Raw genomic sequence first — 19,708 nt, 5'->3', positions numbered from 1 at the left:
TCAGCCCTTCTGGTGGGGTGTGCGGTAGTCGGTGGCGATGTGCAGATGGGACAGGAGCCAGGCGTTGACACGCTCGGGCTGCTCCTGGTTGGCCAGGTGACCGGCGTCCTTGACGATCACGTAGGCGGACTTGTGCAGACCGCCGGCCAGGACCTGTGAGCTGTCGGGACCGGTGACGTGGTCCTTGTCGCCGCACAGGACGAGGGTGGGCGCGGTGATGCGGTGCAGTTCGCCGCGCAGGTCGGTGGCGGCCATGGCCTCGGCGGCGTGTCCGTAGCCGGGCAGGCGGACGGAGGCGGCCATGGTGGCGGTGACACGCTCGACGAGCTGCGGGGGCGCGTCGCCGGACACCAGGCGTGGGGCGCGGGCGGCGGCGAAGGCCTCCGGCCCGAGCCGGGCGAGCTCGTCGGCGCGGGCGCGCATCCCGGCCGCCTTGTCGGGGTCGGTGCCGGAGCCGGGTGTGGAGTCGAGGACCATCAGTGACTCGACGAGGTCCGGGTGGCGCGCGGCGAGCCGCAGGGCGATCACGCCGCCCCAGGAGACGCCGAGGACGTGGGCGCGGCCGCCGCGCGCGCGGATCACGTCCGCGGCGGCGTCGGCGTAGTCGTCCATCGTCAACGGGCGCTGCGCGTCGGCGGACTTGGCGTAGCCGGGGGCGTCCCAGGCGACGACCCGGAACGTGTCGCTCAGCGCCGCGAGCTGGGGGGCGAAGGCGGCCGAGGAGGATCCGATGCCGTGCAGGCACAGCAGCAGCGGGCCGCTGTCGCCGGCCTGTTCCAGGTGGAGGCCCGAGATGTCGTAGGCGGTCACAGGATCTGACCCGTCCGTCCGGCGAGCGCGGCGAGGGAGCGCAGCACCGCGTACGGGACGACCTGGCTGGTCGCCGGATTGGCGGCGTCGGGCAGGTGGCGCACCTCGAAGCGGTAGGTGCCGTGCGCGCCGCTCGCCTCGATGACGTGTGAGGTGTGCCGCGCCGTGGGGTCGGCGACGACGCTGACGCGGACCGCGTCCGGGGCGCCGACGGCGAGGGCTACGGAGGCGGCGACGTTGGTCGACTTGGGGAACTTCACGGGGACGTCCCGGGCGGTGCCCGCCATCACCTCCACCGGTCCGGTGGCCGATCGCATGCGGGTGAGCAACTGCTCGTCCATCCAGGGCTGTTCGAGGGTTGAGGGCAGCTTGGTGGTGGTCAGCCGGACCTCGTCGAGGGGACCCATGGCGCGTACGGCCTGGAGGAGGTCGAGGCCGCCGACCGCGCCGCCGGTGAAGTAGACGCGGCCGGGCCCGGTGTGCAGCAGCCGCTTGGCGAGTTCGTCGTCGGTGAGGGCGCCGGTGGAGGCGACGAGCAGGTCGGTGCCGGAGGCGAGGATCGTCTCGCCGCACTCGCGCACGACGCCCTGCCCGGCGGCCTCCACGATCAGGTCGCAGTGGTCCAGGGCCTGTTCGACGGTGTACTGCGGGACGGGCGCGGAGTCCCCGAGGGGCCGGTTGTCGACCACGCACACCAGCTCGGCGCCGGGAATCTCGCCCGCGGCGAGCGCGCCGCCGACGACGCGGCCGATGGCGCCCCAGCCGATCAGGCCGACGCGGCGCGGTGTGGGGGTGCTCATGCGGGGACTCCTTCGGCGTCGGCGTCGAGGGGCGGGACGACGGGGCTGCCGTCGGGGGTGCCGGCCATGTGGGCGCGGATCAGCCTGGACGGCGGCCCGGCGGTGCCCCACAGGTCGGACAGTTCGGGGGTGCGCCGCCACACCTTGCAGATCCAGGTGTCCTCGACGACCTGGGCGACCTCCGAGGTGTACTCGCAGACGAGGCCGGTGGGGTCGGTGAAGTAGGAGAAGGTGTTGTTGCCGGGGCCGTGCCTGCCCGGTCCCCACTCGGGGGTGATGCCGTGGTGGCGGAGGCGTCCGAGGCCGCGCATGAAGTGGTCGACCGAGCCCATCTCGTAGGCCACGTGGTTGAGGGACACCCACGCCGCCTGATTGAACGCGATGCAGTGGTGGTCGGTGTTGCAGCGCAGGAACGCCATCCGGTGCTCGGACCAGTCCGAGACGCGCATGCCGAGGACGTCCTGGTAGAAGGCCACCGAGGCGTCGATGTCGGGAGTGTTGAGGACGGCGTGGGTGACGCCCACGGGCACGGCGCCGTCGCGTCCGCGCGGGGCGACCGCCCAGGTGTCCGCGGACAGTTCGATCAGCCGGCCGTCGATGTCGTGGAACCGCAGGCCGTAGCCGCCGCCCACCTGCTCGAGCGGTCCGGGTCCGGTGACCGGGGTGATGCCGCGCGCCTCGAGCCGGCGTGCCGCCTCGTCGATCTCGGCGGGGGTGGCGACGGCGAAGACGAGCCGGCCGAGACCGATCCGGTCCGCGCGGGTGAGCTGCAGGGCGTGGTGCTCCTCGCCGGTGCCGCGCAGCCAGCTCGCGCTGTGCTCGGCCTCGACGACCTCCAGTCCCCACGCCTCTTCGTAGAAGTCGGTGGCCTCGGTGAAGTGCGGGGTGAGCAGCTCGACCGAGCGCAGGGCGCGCAGGTGGGCGATCGGCGGACGAGGGGGGTGTGTCATGGTGGGGTCTCTCCGGGGGTGCGTCAGTTGGCCCAGGGCAGGGGGGTGGCGTCGGTGCCCCAGTACAGGGACTTCTGCCGCTGGTAGGCGCGGATGAGGTCGCGGCCCTTCTCGGTGCCGAGGCCGCTGTCCTTCATCCCGCCGAACGGGGTGGAGATGGAGAACTGCTTGTAGGTGTTGATCCAGACGGTGCCGGCGTCGATGCGCCGTGCCAGCCGCCAGGCGGCGCGGGCGTCGCGGGTCCAGATGCCGCAGGCCAGCCCGTACACGCTGTCGTTCGCCTGCCGGACGAGGTCGTCCTCGTCGTCGTAGGGCAGGGCGACGAGGACCGGGCCGAAGATCTCCTCCTGGCAGATCCGGGCGGAGTTGGGCAGGTGGTCGATGACGGTGGGCAGGTAGTAGGCGCCGGCGCTGTACTCCGGGCCCTCCGGGACCGTGCCGCCGCACAGGACGCGTCCGCCCTCCGCGCGGGCGAGGTCCACGTAGGCGGCGACCGCGTCGCGGTGGCGGTGGTGGACGAGCGGGGCGACCTGGGTGCCGGGGTCGGTGCCCGGTCCGACGCGCAGTTTGCCCACCCGCTCGACGAGTTCGCCGAGGAAGGAGTCGTACAGCGACCGGTGCACGAAGAGCCGTGAGCCGGCGATGCAGGACTGGCCGCTGGAGGAGAAGACGCCGAACATGACGCCGGCGAGGGCCTGTTCGACGTCGGCGTCCTCGCGGACGATCGTCGGGGACTTGCCGCCGAGTTCCAGGGAGGCCGGGACGAGTTTGCCGGCGGCGGCGTGCGCGATGGACCGGCCGGTGGTGGTGCCGCCCGTGAACCCGATGCGCCGCACGAGCGGATGGGTGACGATGGCGTCTCCGACGACGCTGCCCTTGCCCGGCAGGACGGACAGCAGCGCGGTCGGCAGGCCGGCCTCGGTGAGGGCCTGGTGGACCAGGCGGCCGAAGGCGAGGGAGACCAGCGGTGTCCACTCGGCGGGTTTGAGCAGGACCGCGTTGCCGCCGGCGAGGGCCGGGGCGACCTTCTGCGCGTCGGAGGCGATGGGTGAGTTCCACGGGTTGATCGCGCCGACCACGCCGATCGGTTCGTACACGCTCATCGTGATGTAGGGGCCGCGGGCCGGGGTGAGGGACTCCTCGGCGGTCTCCAGTGCGGCGGCCGTGTAGCGGAAGGTGCCGGCGGCGCTGAGGGCGAGCGCGCGGGTCTCGGTGAGGGTCTTGCCGGTGTCGGCGGTCTGCAGGGCGGACAGCTCGGCGGCGTGTTCCTCGATCAGGTCGCCGATCCGGTACAGGACGCGGGCGCGCTGGTGGGGCAGCAGGTCGCGCCAGGTGTGCAGGGCGGCGGCTTCGGCGGCGGCGCCGGCCGCCTCGTCGACGTCGGCCGGCGAGGCGGCGTGGACGGTGGTGATCAGGGTGCCGTCGGCCGGGTTCACGGTCCGGATCGGCCCGCCCGCGCCGCGCCTGAACTCGCCCGCGATGAGGATCTCGTCGGCTGGGATGCGCGGCATGGCGGAACCTCCGGACATGGGTGGTGGGGGAAACCTCCGCAGGCGGCCGGCTCTCGGGCCGGGAGCCGCAATGGCGAAGCGCTAGAAATCTAAGGGCTTAAATATCTCGCTCGCAAGGGGTCGGGCTGGACAACTTTTTCCTCCCAGCCGACGACGAACCCTTGACGGCCCCCGACACCCAGACGGTAGAACCTAAGCACTAAGAGATTCAGCCCTTACCCAATCGGGCCATCCCACCGAGCCGGCGGCGAGATCCGCCGGCGCGCCCGGGCACCCGTACCGACCCGCCGTCCCCCCTCCCGTCCCTCACTGCCACGCGTGCGCAGGGCCGCCCGGCCCCGCCCCGTACGGCCCGAACCCTCTCGCGCGCCCTGGCTCGTCCCCCGACACGCCGCGCGGGAGCCGGAGGACCTCTCCATGACGATCGACGCCCCTCATGCCGCCGCCGGCCGCCACCCGGACACCGCGGCGCTCGCCGCCGCCATCGGCGCCCGCTTCGAACGCCTGCCCCTGTGCCGCTGGCACGTCACCGTCCGCCTGGTCATCGGCGCGGTGACCTTCTTCGAGGCCTTCGACCAGCTGCTCATCGCCTACGCCCTGCCCCAGCTGCGCGCGGCGTGGCACCTCGGCACCGGCCAGACCACCGCCCTGATGACCGTCGGCTCGGTGGGCATGCTCGCCGGCGCGCTGCTGTCCGGCCGCCTGGCCGACCGCGTCGGCCGGGTGAAGGTGATCGCGGTCTGCATCGCCGTGTCCAGCCTGTGCAACCTGGCCCTCACCCTGTGCACCTCACCGGCACCGTTCATGGCCGCCCGGTTCGTCCAGGGACTGGCCATCGGCGGCGAGGTACCGGTCGCGGCCACCTTCATCGCCGAGATCACGCGCACCCACCAGCGGGGCCGATTCGTCCTGCTGTACGAGCTGGTGTTCCCGGCCGGTCTGACGGCGTGCGCGCTGCTCGCCTCGTGGCTGGTGCCGCTGCTCGGCTGGCGCTGGATGTTCGGGCTCGCCGCGATCCCGGGCGTGCTGTGCCTCGTCGTCGCCCGGTACGTGCCGGAGTCGCCGCGCTGGCTCGCCGACCACGGACGCCACGAACAGGCGCTCGACACCATGGCCGCGATCGAGAAGAAGGTCGAGGGGATCACCGGCGGCCCCCTCCCCGAACCCGCACCCCCGGCCCCCGTCGCACACCGGACCGCGGGCAGGGGCGGCCTGCGCGAACTCCTCTCCGGCCGCTACCGCAGGCGTGCCCTGGTCGTCGGCGCCCTGTGGTTCGCCGGCTACTTCGTCAACTACGGCATCACGTCCTGGCTGCCCACGATCTACCGCACCCACTTCGGCCTGGACCTGTCCACCGCCCTCGGCTACTCCACCGTGACGTCCTGCGCGGGCCTGGTCGGCTGCCTCGTCGTGGCCCTGACCGTCGACCGCGCCGGCCGCCGCCGCACGCTCATGTGGTGCCTGGGCGGCTCCGCGGTCGCCCTGCTGCTCCTCGGCCTCTTCTCCGGCGGCTCCGCGACGGGCGTGCTCGTCTGGACCTCGTTGGGGAGCGTGTTCCTCTTCGGCGCGAACATCTGCCTGTATCTGTACACCCCCGAGCTGTTCCCCACCCGCATGCGGGCCCTGGGTTCGAGCGTCGGCGGCGCCCTGAACCGCGTCGGCGTCATCCTCGGCCCGATCGTGGTCGGCGCGGTCTACGCGGACGGCGCGCTCGGCACCGTCTTCGTGACCCTGGCGGTGGTGGCCCTCGCGGGGTCGGTCACGGCAGCGGCGGGCGCGGAGGAGACGAGCGGACAGCGGCTGGAGGACGTGGCGCCGTAGGCGACCCGTGAGGAGGCCGCGCGTCCGCAGCGCATGACGACCGCCCACACAGCAGGTGGGAGAGCGAGGGCAGGGATGCGGTCACCCGCTCCCTGCCCTCGCCGTGTCCGGGCGGCCATGAGGGCGTGGCCCCTGACACTCCTCGCCTGCGATCAGTTCTCTTCGCGCATGCCCCAAGGAGAGCCGTACGCGGTGAGGAGGTCCAGGAAGGGGCGTGGGGGCAGAGCTTCCGGGCCGAGGACGCCCTTGCCCGACCAGTCGCCGGTGGACAGCAGTTCCAGGGCGACGACCGGGTTGACAGCCGTCTGCCAGAGGACGGCCTGCGAGCCGTACTCGCGCATCGACCACTGGTTGTCGACCACGTGGTAGAGGTACACCTCACGCGGCGACCCGTCCTTGGTGCCCTTGACCCATGTGCCGGCACAGGTCTTGCCCGTCATCCGCTCCCCCAGTCCGGCCGGGTCGGGCAGGCACGCGGCGACGACGTCGCGCGGGGAGACGCGTACGGGCCCGTCGTCCCCAGGCACCGTCACCCTGGTCGTCGCGTCCAGTCCCAACTCGTGGAGGGTCTTCAGTTTGGCGATGAAGTCGTCGCCGAGGCCGTACTTGAACGTGACACGGCGCGCGTCCACCCAGCGAGGGATCAGCAGAACCTCTTCGTGTTCGACGTTGACGCACTCCACCGGCCCGATGCCCTCGGGGAAGTCGAAGACCTCGGGCTCGCTGAACGGGGCGGTGGTGAACCAGCCGCGGTCCCTTTCGTAGACCACCGGAGGGTTGAGGCACTCCTCGATGGTCGTCCAGATGCTGAAGGACGGTGCGAAGCCGTAGCCCTCGACCGTCAGGTTCGCGCCGTCGCGGACACCGATCTCCTCGATGTCGTCGAAGAGTTCGTCGGCCGCGTACCGGGCGAAGACGTCGGACAGCCCCGGCTCGACACCCATGCCGACCAGCGCCAGCCGTCCGGCGTCCTCCCAGCGCCGGGCCAGGGCGAACTGTTCGTCGCCGAGCTTCACACCGCACTCCTCGTAGGGACGCGCGACGTGCGGGGCGGACAGCGACATCGCCATGTCCAGGTAGTGCGCCCCGGCCTCCAGAGCCGCGGTGAAGAGCGGCATCACGTACCTGGGGTCGGTGGCGTTGAGGAGCACGTCGCACCGTTCCTCGAGGAGTATCCGGCGGACCGCGTCGCAGTCCGAGGCGTCCACCCGCCGTGCGCCGAACCGGGCACCGCGCTCCCCCAGCGCCGCGACCGAGGCTTCGGCGCGGGAGAGGTCGTAGTCGGCGACGATCATGTGGGTGAGGAACTCGCGGCGAGCCGCGATCCGGGTGACGGCCGTCCCCACGCCACCCGCACCCACGAGAAGTACGCGCATGTCACACACCTTTCGTTCCCGGAGGCGAGTGCCTCCGGACGGGGTCGATGCAACGCGACGCGGGACTGTAAGGTCAACTGCGTTGGCATAAGCTCGAGGCGAGTCGGCTTGCAGGTGGCGTACGGGCGGCATGCAGGCGGGCCGGAGGAGGGTGCGGCGGAGATGGCCAAGCAAGTCGTGCCGGAGGCCGCGCGTCAGCGGCGCCGGCGTACACACGGCGGCACCGTGCTGTCCGAGGAGATCATCGTGCGCACCGCTCTGCGCGTGCTGCGCGAGCACGGCAGCACCGGGCTCACGGCACGCCGTCTGGGGGCGGCGCTCGGCGCCGATCCGAGCACTCTGTACCGCTATTTCGCGGGCATGGACGATCTGGCCCGGGCCATCGGGGACGAGCTGATGGGGCGGGCCCTGGACAGCTGGACGTCCACCGGTGACTGGCGCGCGGACCCGCGTGCTCTGGGGCGGGCCATCCACGCCTCCTACCTCGCCCACCCGCAGGCCGCCGTCCTCACCGCCAGCCGGGTCACCGGCAGACCACGCGAGATCGCGGTGGACGAGACCATCCTCGGCATCCTGCGCGGCGCCGGGCTGCCCGACCCGGTGGCGGTCGGCGTGTACCACGCGTTCATCGACCAGAGTCTCGCCTTCGCCGCGCTCGACGCCGGATCCCTCGCGCTGGCGGACGAGGCTCGTACGCGGGACGAGGAGATGTGGCGGTCCACGTATGCGCGCCTGCCCGCCGAGTCTCATCCCAACATCGCCGCCACCGCGCATCTCCTCGCCCGGCGCATGCCGCACAGCGCCTTCCCGGCCGCCCTGGAGATGCTGCTGGAGCACATAGACGTGCAGCTGTCCCGCGTCGGGGCGTGACGCCGGCGGCTTCGGCCACCGGGCCATGACGTCGGCTCATCTGCGCGCCGCCCAAAGGGGGTTGATGTCCCTTTGGGACACGTCCCGGGGCTACGCGCGTAAATTCTCCCCGCCGACTCCTTGCCGACCGCCCCGCACCCCGGAATACTCTCGTATTGAACTTGTCAGGAGCATGCCTAGCCTGCGGGCTCGGCGAACTCCCGTGCCGTTGTCGTACCTGCTGACCGACCTCCCCACCTTCAGGAGGAACGCGTGCGGATCAGGACGTCCAACACCACACCACCCGCCGGACCGATCGCCACGGCGTCCCACCTGTCGGCGGCGGCAGCGCTCACGACACAGGCCACCGAGCATCCCGGGCGCCGCCCGGACGGGGGCCCCCGACTCCGGACCGGGCCCCCCACCATGGCCACGGCGGCACCGCCCGAGCCCTGAGCGCCACCGTCAACCACGCAAGCGGCCAGAGCGTCTGCCGCCTCATCCAGACCAACATGTGTGCTGCGCCCGCCGATCTGGGCGTTCCCCCGCTCGACGGCACGACGGCGAGCGGTCCGCTCTCCGGCGGCAGCGACACCTGCACCTCGGACAGTATCGCCCCGTTCCGGGCCATGACCGAGGTGCTGAGCCCGTACGGCGTCACCCCGCACTGATGCTCAGCTGATCACTCCCTCACAGCACACACACCGGATGCTCCGTCATCCGTCGTGCGCCCACCGCCCCTCAGCACGGCGGCCCTTCACGTTCGACTTGCCCGCACCCAAGGCATGGCCAGGACGCGCAAGTCCGCGCGGTCCTGCCATGAACACGACGTTCCAGTCACCCGCCTGCTGCCCCACCCCTGGCAGCCGGCTCTTGCTTCGGGAGGTTTCGTGAGACCCATCAAGTCCCTGACAGCTCTCGCCACACTGTGCTTCGCCACGCTGCTCAGCCTGACCCTGGCCGTTCCCGCACAGGCCGCCGGACCGGTCTACGTCGCGCTGGGGGACTCCTACTCCGCCGGCAACGGCGCCGGGAACTACGACAGTAACAGCGGTAGCTGCCACCGCAGCTTCAACGCCTACCCGTACCTGTGGAAGAACGCCCACGCCCCCTCGGCGTTCGCCGACACCTCCTGCTCGGGAGCGGTGACCACGGATGTGACCAACTCCCAGCTCGGGCCCCTCAACTCCTCCACCACACTGGTCTCCCTCACCATCGGCGGCAACGACGCGGGCTTCTCCGACGTCATGACCACCTGCGTCACCGGTTCCGACACCGACTGCGTCAACCGGGTCAACCAGGCCGAGAGCTACGCCCAGAACACGCTTCCCGCCCGCCTCGACGCCACCTACAACGCGATCCGCGCCAAGGCGCCCAATGCCAAGGTGGTCGTTCTGGGGTACCCGCACGTGTACACGCTCGGCGTCTTCTGCGTCGGGCTCAGCGACACGAAGCACCGCAAGATCGACGAGGCCGCGGACGTCCTCGACAACGTCATCGCCGGCCGGGCGGCGGCCCACGGCTTCGTCTTCGGTGACGTCCGCTCCACCTTCAACGGCCACGAACTGTGCTCCGGGGACGACTGGCTGCACTCCCTGGTGGTCTCCCCGAGCTGGGAGTCCTACCACCCCACCGCCACGGGCCACGCCTCCGGCTACTACCCCGTCCTCAACGCCAAGAGCTGACGCGTCTCCTGACGCCCCGACACCTGGCAGGGCCTCGTCCGCAGAACTGCCCGCGGACAGGGGCCCTGCCTCGTCCATGCCGGTGCACGGAACCGGCGTCCGTCATGGCCCCTTCCGGTCCCGTCGACCCGGAAAGGCCCGAGCTGTTTCGCGCGTCGCTCAGGTGGCCGAGCGTGGTTCCCGCGCCCGCAGCCTGTGTGCGAGCAGGCCGAGCAGTACGGCGTTGAGCAACGCGGACACGGCGACACCGGCGGAGAAGATCAGCGGGCTCAGCCAGGAGAACGAGGAGTACTCCGCGGGGCTTGCCACCAGCAGGGCGAGGATGCTGAGCGGTGCGGTGGCCATGAGCGGCCAGATCCCGGCGAATCCCGGGTCCTGCGACACGAACACGGCGTACAGGAAGAACCCCAGCGACGCCGCGGCCACGGCGAGATACCCGCGCGCGAGCCAGTTGTCCACCGCGGGCATCAGCAGGACCCGAGCTCCTCGACGGCGGGCCCGCGCAGAACGCGCCATGTCTCTCGCCGCTTGTCCGGACGAGTCCGGGACAGGCGGGAGGGAGTCACGCGCGCCGGGCGATTCGGGGGTCGCGGACCGCGCGGCGAGGGCACCGAGCACGGCGGCGTTCACAAGTGCGCACAACAGAAGCCATGCGACCCAGTAACCGGTGGCCAGCACCTCGGACGCTCCGCCGCCCTCCGTGCCGGGCCCGAAGGGGAGGACCACGCCCACGAAGGAGAGGGGCGCCGTGAGTACCAGAGGGCTCGCGGCGAGGGTGCTCTCCGGAGAAAGGAACATGACCAGCACAGAGGCGGCGAGCACAGCCAGATAGATGCGGGCGAGCCAGTTGTCCGTGGCCAGGCCGAGGAGCCGGCGCAGGCGCGGAAGACGGCGTGGGCGAGCGGCAGTCGGCATCGGGCGTTCCCTCGGGTCGGTCGGGTCGGTGATTCCACGGTGGGCCACAGGAAGCGCCCAGGCATGAGTACAGGTACTCATCGGAAGGACGGCAGAACCCACAAGGTGCTCAGTCACACTTGGTGACGCGCATCCCGACCGGGGCGGAAACCGGCATCCGGCATCGGCACCGAGCCGATCCGAGGCCCGCCGGTCACGTAAGGTTCCGGTCATGACTGTGCTGCGCGGGGCCTCCCTCATCCTCCGCCCCACCGTCCGTGAAGACCTCCGTGCCTTGGCCGCCATCCGGGCCACGCCCGAAGTGCGTGCACGCTGGAGAGGCGGAGACGAACTCGAGGCAGAGATCGCAGCCGATCTGGAGGACCCCGGCACCCGGCCCCTGACCATCGACCACGGACAACGGATCATCGGCATGATCCAGTGGTACGCCGAGGACGAGCCGGACTACCGGCACGCCGGCATCGATCTCTTCCTCGATCCCACGGTGCATGGAAGGGGCCTGGGCACCGAGGCCGTGCGGACTCTGGCCTGCCATCTCATCGATGTCCACGGCTATCACCGTTTGATCATCGATCCGGCGGCCGACAACACCGCGGCGATCCGCTGCTACACAAAGGTCGGCTTCCGGCCGGTCGGCATCATGCGGCAGTACGAGCGTGGCCCGGACGGCACCTGGCACGACGGTCTCCTGATGGACCTCCTGGCCACCGAACTGGTACGTGGCGAAGGCCTGCTCAACCCTTCTCAGGGCTGAGCAGGCCTGTGCGTGGCCGCAACCGGTCGGATCGGCGGTCAGGCGGTCGCCGCCGCGAAGATGTGGATCACGCCGCCGTTCGTCGTGGCGGGCAGCGTCACACTCGCGAGCTGCTTGCCCGCCTCCAGCGCGACGGGCGCGGTGGCGAAGACGTCCGTGGCCACCGGGTCCTTGCCGCCACCCTGTACGTCACGGTAGGCGGTGGTGACGGCGACCGTGTTGCCGAAGGAGGGCTTCTGCGAACCGCCGCCGAGCGTCCAGTCGCTGAAGCCGATCTGGGCCTGCTGGGTCGTGCCGTCGGTGTACGTGAGCGTCACCGTGCCGCTCGCCGCCCCTTCCGCCGCACTGCCCAGGAAACTCAGCTTCGTGGCGCCGGCGGCCGCCGGTACGGCGAGCACCTGACCGCCTCCGACGACCTCGATGTTGTCGGGGTCACCGGCGGCGGCCCCGGGCCAGGTGAAGGTGAAGCCGCCGGAGGAGACGGTGCCGCCCGGTTCCACGCCGACGGCTGCGAGGGCGGTGGCCGAGTAACTCCAGCCCTCGCCGTCGAAGTTGGCCTGCGGGTCGGTGTCGTCGGCCGAGATTCCGTTGCTGTTGACGTTCCACAGCATGCTGTTCCGGGCGGCGACGGTCACCGATGCGGACGTCTTCGGCAGCGCCGTACCCGACGACGACGTGAACGTCACCGGGACGGTGTAGAAGCCCTCCTTCGTCCCGGCAGCGGCCGAGACGGAGACCTTCGCGCCGGCTGATCCGCCGCCCGGCACCGTGAACTCGCCCTGGGAGGGTGTCACCGTGATGCCCGCCGGGGGTGTGGCGGTCCAGTGGACCTCGGTGTCCTGCTCCTGGAGTGCCTGCACCCTGACCGTCGCGGTGGCGGCGTCACCACCGGGCTCGGCCTTGAGCTTGGAGGGGGTGAGGCCGGTGAAGAACTTCACTCCGCCGCCCGGGAAGGACGGCGGCGCATCGGCCTTGGCGCTGCCCCAGGAGGTGTCGGGCTTGGATCCGAGGGTGTAGTCCAGGGTGCCGCCGTGGGTGACGAACGAGGCGGGGACCCAGGGCTTGTCGGACTTCTTGTCGTCGGTCCTCAGGCTCTGGATGTAGAGGTTGTCCGCGGACGCGGCGGGCGCGTTGACCGTGATGGTCCTGTGGTTCCCGGTGTGGATCACGGCGTGCGGGAACAGCGGTGCCGAGAGCACCATGTCGGCACGGCTGGGCACCTGCGGGTACATGCCCAGCGCCGAGAAGACGTACCAGGACGACATCGTCCCGGCGTCGTCGTTGCCGGGGATACCGCCGGGGGTGTCGTTCCACAGCTGGTCCATCTCCGCGCGGACCGTCTCCTGCGTCTTGTACGGCGTTCCGAGGTAGTCGTAGAGGTAGGGCGCGTTGATGTCGGGTTCGTTGGTCGGGTCGTAGCGCGTGCCGTCCTCGGCGGAGAAGTCGAAGGCCCCGTCGGGGGTGCGGAAGAAGGAGTCGAGGCGGGCGACGGCCGCGTCGCGGCCGCCCATGGCACTGGCGAGCCCCGCCACGTCGGAGTAGACCATCCAGGTGTAGCGGGCGCTGGTTCCCTCGACGAATCCGCTGCCGGTGCCCGGGGTGAACGTCCCCACCCAGGTGCCGTCGGCCTTGCGGTCACGGATGTAGCCGCCCTGCGGTGTGGCGTTGGGGTCGAAGACGTTGGTCCAGTTGCCGGAGCGGTCGAGGAACTTCCTCTCGGTGGCGTGGTCGCCGATCCGGCCGGCGAGCGAGGAGAGGGCGAAGTCGGCCGCCGCGTCCTCCAGTGTCTCGGCGGCGCCGCCCCAGCAGTGGCAGCCGTCGGACGGTACGTAACCGAGGGTCAGGTACTTGTCGAGCGCGGGGCGTTGCCCCACGCACTCCACGTTGCAGCCCGCACTGTCCGAGTCGTTCGCCGTGGGCACGGTCGCGGCGGTCACCAGCGACTTCAGGGCGCCCTTCACGTCGAAGTCATGACCGCCGAAGGCGTAGATGCCGGCGAGCGCCGGGTCGGAGGGGTCGCCGGACATGACGCTGGTCTTGCCGTTCTCCAGCAGCCAGCGGTCCCACTCGCCGCCCCTCTGCTGTGCGTAGTTGAACAGGGACTGGGCGTAGTCGCTGCCGGCCTTCGGGTTCAGCAGGGTCATCAACTGCACCTGGGCGCGGTACTGGTCCCAGCCGGAGAAGGTGCCGTACTGCGCCTTCTGCCCCTTGGCCAGCCTGTGCGGCTTGCGGTCGGCGCCCAGGTAGCGGCCGTCGACGTCGCTGGTGAGGGTCGGCTCCAGCATCGAATGGTAGAGCGCGGTGTAGAAGGTGGTGCGCTGGGCGTCGCTGCCGCCGCTCACCTCGATCTTGCTCAGTTCCTTCCTCCAGGCCGCCTTCGCCTGGGACTCGACGGCGCCGAAGGTCTTGGCCGGCGGGTTCTCCGCACGGAGGTTGGCCTCCGCGTTCTGCGGGCTCACGTAGGAGACGGCCACCTTCACCTGGACGTGGGTGGTGCCCGCCGGGAAGGTGACGTAGGCCCCCGAGCCCTTGCCTGCCACCGGGTTGCCGGACGAGGTGAAGCCCGTGCCGCCCTTGGCGGAGGTGGAGCCCAGCTGCAGGTTTCCGTCCGTCCAGGTGCCGGACTTGGCGAATGGCGTGTCGAAGTGCGCGGTGAAGTAGAGCGTGTACAGATCCTTGCGGTTGTTCGCGCTCTGCGGCCCGCAGAAGTTGCCGGCGCTGACCGACCCGGTCACGGTCCTGTCGGCGGCGTTCACGTGGACGTCGGCGGCCGTGCTGCCGCTCTCGGAGTTCGACGTGCGGAACAGCATGCTGGCGGGCTTGTCCGCGGGGAAGCCGAACCGTCCCGAGCCGGTACGGGGGGTGGCCGTCAGCTCGGCGGAGGCGCCGCTGTCCAGGCCCACCTTGTAAGAGCCGGCCGATGCCGTCTCGTTGGCGTGGGAGAAGGTGCTGGCGTACTTGGAGTCGGTGGTGTCGGCAGTGGGCGAGGAGTCGACGTCGCCGACGTACGGCATGATCGGGATGTCACCGTTGGCGCCGGAGCATCCGACGCCGTTGAGGTGCGTGAGGCTGAAGCCCCGGATCTTCGTCGCGTTGTACTGGTAACCGCCCGGAGCGGGGGTCGAGACCTGGTTGCCGCGGGAGTTCTGCGGACTCCACGCCAGCATGCCGAACGGCCGGACGGCGCCGGGGTAGGTGTTGCCCGCGTTGGACGAGCCGATCAGCGGGTTGACGTAGGAGACCGGGTCCTTGACCTCGCCCCGGCCCGCTGCCGCCGAGGCGGGCGTGACGGTCATGGCCGTCGCTGCGGCCACCAGGGCGGCCGTCGCGACGGCGCCGAGAGCTCGCCGTCCCGGACGGCGCCGGTCCCCCACATGAGTCTGACGTATCGATGAGCCTGGCACGGCTCCTGCCCTTCCTGCCTGACGGTATGTCAAGGCGCGCCGGAATCAGGCGCGTCCGCTTCCCGCCCGGACTGCCGACAACGTTGTCAGTGAATCGGGAGGATGCTCCCTCTGTAGTCGGGTGGTGTCAAGGGTGTCGGTGATCCCAGCGTGGCGGACTGGGGTGTGCGGGGCACCGGTTGACGGTCCGGTGCCCCGCACACGGGGACTGCGGTGAGGGTTACGGCGCCCCGAAGGTCAGCACCAGTTGCGGGGTGTTCTCCGCGGCCGGTGCCTCACTGGACCACAGCCACAGCGCGTCCGTCCCGGTGCTGGTGAGCGCCAGGTCGTAGGCGCCTCCCAGGGCCGGGGAGAGTGCCGCGGTGTCGAGGGTCGCCGAGTAGACCGTCGAGAGGTCGGTGGCCCCGCTCAGGGTGCCGACGACGGTGGAGGACACGGCGGGCTTGGAGGTGTAGGTGGTTCCCGCCTCCGTCCAGCTTCCGGTGACCGGCCGCACGGAGACGTCGTCCGTGCTGCCCGCGCTGCTCAGCGTGGTGGTCTTCACCGCCAGCCGCGCGCTCTTGAGCACCGTACCGGCCGGGGCGGCCGGCAGGTCGAAGCGCAGATACGTCTCGTACGCCGAGCTGCCGCGGACCGCCAGCGAGGTGGAGGTGCCGTAATTGGTCCCGGTGGCACCGGCGTTGACGTAGGTGTCGTCCGAGGCTCGAACGCTCTGCACGCTGTCGGCCGGGGCCGAGGCCAGGGTGTAGTGGCTCTGCACCTGGTCCGCGCTCAGCACCGACGGGTAGATCGCCGTCTCGTCGATCTGCCCGGCGAAGTTGCTGCTGGAAGGCTGGTTCGGCCACCCGTTGAGATTGTCGCCGCCGACGTGCCAGTAGCCGGTGTAGCTCTGGTTGTTCGTCTCGCCGAGCGTGCCGACCTGGCTGCCGTCCACGTACAGCGCCATCCCGGAGGTGCCCTGGGTGGCGACGACATGGTGCCACGTGCCGTCGTTGTAGCTGTCGGGCGAGGTGATGATGCGGGCGGTCCCCGTCCACACGCCGAAGACCAGCCGGCCGTCGTTGCGCATGTAGATGTGCTTGTCGTAGTTGCTGCTGGCCTGCGTGGTGTTGTTGCCGAACCCGACGAGTTTGCCGCCCCGGTCGGTGGTGGTCTTGAACCACGTCTCGATCGAGTACTGGCTCGGCACCGTGGTGCGCTTGTCGCTGTAGACCTGCTGGTCGGTGCCGTCGAAGCCGATGGCGGTGGACGGACCCGTCACGGCCGCCGGGGTCTGGCGCAGCGAGGGCCCGTTGAGGTGGATGCCGCTCTGGTCGCCGGGCGAGGTGTCGCCGACGAACGGAGTGGCGGATTCGTCGTAGCGCCAGTAAAGGGTCGCGCCGTCGTCGAGCACCCGGGCCGCGTACTTCTGGGCGGAGGTCGGCACCGTCACCGTGGCCGCGGACGACAGCGCCGAGGTGTTGCCCGCCCCGTCGGTGGCGGTCACCCGGTAGGTGTAGGTGGAGCCGGCGGTGACGTTCGTGTCGGTGAACGACAGTTGCGGGCGCGACCACTCCACGGAGTCGCCGTCCACGGTGTACACGGGCGTGGCACCGCCGTTGCGGTAGACCTTGTACGTCAGCTTGGTGTCGTCGGTGTCGAGACTGGCCCGCCAGCGGACATGGGCCTCCGTCGGCTTCACGGACTCGGCGCTGGCCGAAGGCACCGACGGCGCGCCGGTGTCCGGGGAGGCCGCGAAGTGCGTGAGGCCCTGGGCCGGCGAGCCGTTGACGGTGGTGAACTCACCGCCGACCCACATGTACTTGTTGTCGGAGGTCTCGGAGACCACCATGGCGCGCGGGCCGATGCCCTCGCCCAGACCGTCGTTGGTGTCCGGGAACCAGCCCAGCTTGCTGGTGCCGGTCGTCGGCTCCGCGAGCAGGTGGTGGCGGCGCCCGTCGGGGAACTCCCCGACGCTGGAGCAGTCGTGGGCGTGCGAGGCACTGTAGACCACGCCCTGGTAGGACTTGACGGCCTGGGTGGCTCCGAGGCAGGTGTCGCGCCACCGCTGGTCGAGCGTGGACAGGTCGAGGGCGATACGGCCGTCGAAGACGCCGCCGCCGGTGCCCTCGTTGCCGGTGTAGAAGCCCGTGGCGTCGGTGTCGATCGACTTGACCACGGAGTTGTTCTCGATGAATCCCGGATAGGTGCGGACGTTGGCGCCGGTGGTCGCGTCGACGACGGCCAGGGCGTGCGAGTTCGCGCCGTTGACGGTGAAGAAGTCACCGCCCAGGACGACGTCCTTGCCGTCCGGGGTGACCGCGACGGCACGGCCGGGCTCGTCGACGTCGGCCTGGAACGGCTTGACCGCGCCGCTGGTGGCGTCGACCGCCGCGTACCGCGCGTGGGCGCTGCCTCCGACGGAGGAGAAGTCGCCGCCGAGGTACACGGTGTCGTCGGTGACGGCGAGCGCCCGCACGGTGGCGGAGACGCTCGGGTGGAAGCCGGCCTTGGGTGTGCAGGTGGCGATGTCGATGGCGGCGAGGCTGCTGACCTGCGTGCCGTTGACGGCGCCGAAGTAACCGCCCGCGTACAGCGTCTTCTTGTCCGGCGAGACGGCGAGCGCCCGCACGGTCGCGGTGCCGCTGCCGATGGTGAAGGACAGCTTGCATGACGTGGGCTCGCCGGTCGCCGCGTCCAGCGCGACGAAGTTCACCACGTTCTGGGCGGTGCCGCTTCCTCCCTCGGGCGGGCGCACCTGCGAGAAAGTGCCACCCGCGAAGACGGTGCCGTGTGCCTCCGCCAGGGCCCACACGATGCCGTTGGTCTGCCAGGTCGGCAGGTCGTCGGCGGTGAAGGCGACGGGCGGGGTCAGTGCGGCGGCCGGCTGCGGCAGGGCCACCAGGCCCAGGCCGGCCGCGGTGGACAGGACGAGGGCGGCGCTCAGCCGCCTGGATCTTCTCATGTACCCCCCGGCTCCGGGGCCCGGTCACGGACCCCTGCCTCGACGAGCCCGCCGGTCTTCCCCGGATCCGAACGGGCTCGCACGCATGTTTTGTTGTTCCGCGAACCATACGAGTACATGACACGTCATGCAGCGCACTTGGCACATCTGGGAGGGAATTTCGGTGTGTTGGGCGTCACGGCAGGCTTCTCGGGCGTACCGCATTCCCGGTCGCCGAGGCCCACCGGCTCGGCGTCCCGACGCTCCGACGGGGCGGCGATCACGGCCGAAGCGGACCGTACGGTGCGGTTCGCCGCACAACGGGCCACCCGGCGCACTAGAGTTCGCACCGGAAGCCACCGGCGCCCGCGGAGGACACCCATGACGGATCACGCCGCTCGTCCGACGCGCGCCCACCGAAGGCCGCCGGGCGGCCGCCGGCGCACCGCACTCGGCACCCTGGCCGGACTGGTGCTGATCGCACTGATCGCGGGCACCGGGCTGGCACTCGACCGCACGGACACCGCGACCGGCACCCGGCGTACCGGTGCCGCCGCGCTTCCTTTCGACCTGCCGAACCCCCATGTGCTGAGCGACAGCACGCATCTGGTGTTCGCGCACTACTTCCCGCCGTATCCGCTCTCCCTCGACAACCGGCCCGCGGGGCAGGACTACTACGCCCGCAACTACCTCACTCCGCAGGGCGAGCAGGGCAGGCACGCCTCCTACGGCGGGCTGCTGCGCGACCGGCCGCTGCCCGTGCCGCCGGCCGCCGGCGACTGGCAGCTGGCCAATCTGGAACGGGAGGTGAGGACCGCCCGGGACGCCGGGCTGGACGGATTCACCGTTGACATCCTCTCCCTGACCGGCGTCAACCGTGAGCGCGTCGACCTGCTCCTGCGCGCGGCGCACCGCGTCGACCCGGGCTTCCGGATCGTGCTGATGCCGGACATGACGTCCCTGCACACCGACCCGGGCACCCTCGCCGACCAACTGGCCCTGCTCGCCGCGGAGCCGTCCGCGTACCGGCTGGCCGACGGGCGCCTCGTGGTCTCCCCGTTCAAGGCCGAGGCCCAGGACCCCGCCTGGTGGAGCCAGGTCATGGCGCGACTGCGCGACCACGGCATCGCCACCGCCCTCGTCCCGGTCTTCCTGGACTTCCGCGCCAACGCGGAGCGGTTCGCCCCGATCAGCCACGCCTTCTCCTCCTGGGGCAACCGCAGCTACACCCGCCAGAACAACATCCCCGGCGACATCCAGCTCGCCCACTCGCTGGGCAAGAAGTGGATGCAGGCCGTGTCCGTGCAGGACGCCCGGCCCAACCAGGGCGTCTACGACGAGGCCGGCAACACCGCCACCCTGCGGTCCACCTGGAACCACGCGATCTCCGACGGCGCCGACTGGGTGCAGCTCACCACCTGGAACGACTACTCGGAGGGCAGTCAGTTCGCCCCCTCGCTGCACAACGGCCACACCTACCTTGACATCTCCTCCTACTACCTCACCCGGTTCAAGACCGGGACGTGGCCGCGCATCGTCCGCGACACCGTGTACGTCACCTCCCGTGTCCAGTTCACGGACGCCGGGGCCGCCTCGCTCCAGCCGCAGCTGATGCGCCCGCGACCGGGCACCGCTCCCCCACGCGACCGGGTGGAGCTGCTCACCTTCCTGACCGCGCCCGCCACCGTCTCCGTGCGGGTGGGCACCTCCCCTCACACCTACCGGGCTCCCGTGGGCGTGCACGCCCAGGACCTGCCCCTGGATTCCGGCCGCACCGAGGCCGTGGTCCGCCGCGCGGGGGACACCGTCGCCGCGGTCACGACCCGCTTTCCGGTACGGCGCACGGTCAGCGTGCAGGACCTCCAGTACTACGCGGTCTCCAGCCGCCGGTAGCCCGCAACACGCCGTCA

General features: G+C 71.0%; 14 protein-coding genes. 6 read left to right on the top strand and 8 right to left on the bottom strand.

All coding sequences use genetic code 11. From position 1 onward, the window contains the following. Genes IE318_RS23535 through IE318_RS23520 form a run of 4 tightly spaced genes read right to left on the bottom strand, consistent with a single transcriptional unit; the run spans nucleotide 1 to nucleotide 4,071 of the window. A complete protein-coding gene (locus IE318_RS23535) occupies nucleotides 1-810 on the bottom strand; it encodes an alpha/beta fold hydrolase (protein WP_189903417.1) in 810 nt (269 codons plus the stop codon). Continuing rightward, nucleotides 807-1,610 (bottom strand): aspartate dehydrogenase domain-containing protein, encoded by an 804-nt coding sequence (locus IE318_RS23530; protein ID WP_189903415.1) that lies wholly within the window; start codon nucleotides 1,608-1,610, stop codon nucleotides 807-809. The genes IE318_RS23535 and IE318_RS23530 overlap by 4 nt, the downstream gene beginning before the upstream one ends. Further along, entirely contained in the window at nucleotides 1,607-2,560 is a 954-nt protein-coding gene (locus IE318_RS23525) for a VOC family protein (protein WP_189903413.1), read from the bottom strand. Before IE318_RS23525 ends, IE318_RS23530 begins: the two co-directional genes overlap by 4 nt. Before the next feature lie 23 nt (nucleotides 2,561-2,583). Continuing rightward, nucleotides 2,584-4,071, bottom strand: coding sequence for an aldehyde dehydrogenase family protein (locus IE318_RS23520; protein ID WP_189903410.1), 1,488 nt, complete (start codon nucleotides 4,069-4,071; stop codon nucleotides 2,584-2,586). Between the two features lie 417 nt (nucleotides 4,072-4,488). Between IE318_RS23520 and IE318_RS23515 the strand changes: the two genes are divergently transcribed. Beyond that, the gene (locus IE318_RS23515; RefSeq protein WP_189903408.1) at nucleotides 4,489-5,892 is read left to right on the top strand and encodes an MFS transporter; all 1,404 of its coding nucleotides are present in this window, start codon (nucleotides 4,489-4,491) and stop codon (nucleotides 5,890-5,892) included. A gap of 152 nt (nucleotides 5,893-6,044) precedes the next feature. Here IE318_RS23515 and IE318_RS23510 read toward each other — a convergent pair whose 3' ends face one another. Further along, nucleotides 6,045-7,268 (bottom strand): saccharopine dehydrogenase family protein, encoded by a 1,224-nt coding sequence (locus tag IE318_RS23510; RefSeq protein ID WP_189903406.1) that lies wholly within the window; start codon nucleotides 7,266-7,268, stop codon nucleotides 6,045-6,047. A 162-nt stretch (nucleotides 7,269-7,430) separates the two neighbouring features. Here IE318_RS23510 and IE318_RS23505 point away from each other — a divergent pair, with 162 nt between their 5' ends. The 3 genes from IE318_RS23505 to IE318_RS23495 all read left to right on the top strand — a co-directional run bounded on the left by IE318_RS23505 (nucleotide 7,431) and on the right by IE318_RS23495 (nucleotide 9,802). Further along, nucleotides 7,431-8,138 carry a TetR/AcrR family transcriptional regulator gene (locus IE318_RS23505; protein WP_189903404.1) on the top strand — a complete coding sequence of 236 codons (708 nt, stop codon included), beginning with the start codon at nucleotides 7,431-7,433 and terminating at the stop codon, nucleotides 8,136-8,138. Nucleotides 8,139-8,629: 491 nt separating this feature from the next. After that, nucleotides 8,630-8,788 carry a hypothetical protein gene (locus IE318_RS23500; protein ID WP_189903402.1) on the top strand — a complete coding sequence of 53 codons (159 nt, stop codon included), beginning with the start codon at nucleotides 8,630-8,632 and terminating at the stop codon, nucleotides 8,786-8,788. Nucleotides 8,789-9,007: 219 nt separating this feature from the next. Then, nucleotides 9,008-9,802: an SGNH/GDSL hydrolase family protein gene (locus tag IE318_RS23495; RefSeq protein WP_229903707.1), complete on the top strand. Its 795-nt coding sequence runs from the start codon at nucleotides 9,008-9,010 to the stop codon at nucleotides 9,800-9,802. 159 nt (nucleotides 9,803-9,961) lie between these two features. Here the strand turns inward: IE318_RS23495 and IE318_RS23490 are convergent, their stop codons facing one another. After that, nucleotides 9,962-10,717 (bottom strand): SCO4225 family membrane protein, encoded by a 756-nt coding sequence (locus IE318_RS23490; protein ID WP_189903400.1) that lies wholly within the window; start codon nucleotides 10,715-10,717, stop codon nucleotides 9,962-9,964. Between the two features lie 211 nt (nucleotides 10,718-10,928). Here IE318_RS23490 and IE318_RS23485 point away from each other — a divergent pair, with 211 nt between their 5' ends. After that, a complete protein-coding gene (locus IE318_RS23485) occupies nucleotides 10,929-11,471 on the top strand; it encodes a GNAT family N-acetyltransferase (protein WP_189903398.1) in 543 nt (180 codons plus the stop codon). A gap of 38 nt (nucleotides 11,472-11,509) precedes the next feature. On the opposite strand, the gene IE318_RS23480 is transcribed toward IE318_RS23485, so the two are convergent. Both IE318_RS23480 and IE318_RS23475 read right to left on the bottom strand, forming a co-directional pair. Further along, nucleotides 11,510-14,767: a GH92 family glycosyl hydrolase gene (locus IE318_RS23480; protein WP_189903484.1), complete on the bottom strand. Its 3,258-nt coding sequence runs from the start codon at nucleotides 14,765-14,767 to the stop codon at nucleotides 11,510-11,512. A 328-nt stretch (nucleotides 14,768-15,095) separates the two neighbouring features. Beyond that, nucleotides 15,096-17,819, bottom strand: coding sequence for a LamG-like jellyroll fold domain-containing protein (locus tag IE318_RS23475; protein ID WP_189903397.1), 2,724 nt, complete (start codon nucleotides 17,817-17,819; stop codon nucleotides 15,096-15,098). 360 nt (nucleotides 17,820-18,179) lie between these two features. Here IE318_RS23475 and IE318_RS23470 point away from each other — a divergent pair, with 360 nt between their 5' ends. Next, nucleotides 18,180-19,691: a glycoside hydrolase family 71 protein gene (locus IE318_RS23470; protein ID WP_189903395.1), complete on the top strand. Its 1,512-nt coding sequence runs from the start codon at nucleotides 18,180-18,182 to the stop codon at nucleotides 19,689-19,691. Nucleotides 19,692-19,708 lie beyond the last annotated feature (17 nt).

The organism is Streptomyces spiralis, assembly GCF_014654675.1.
Taxonomy (GTDB): domain Bacteria; phylum Actinomycetota; class Actinomycetes; order Streptomycetales; family Streptomycetaceae; genus Streptomyces; species Streptomyces spiralis.
This window is presented reverse-complemented; position numbering and strand designations above follow the sequence as displayed.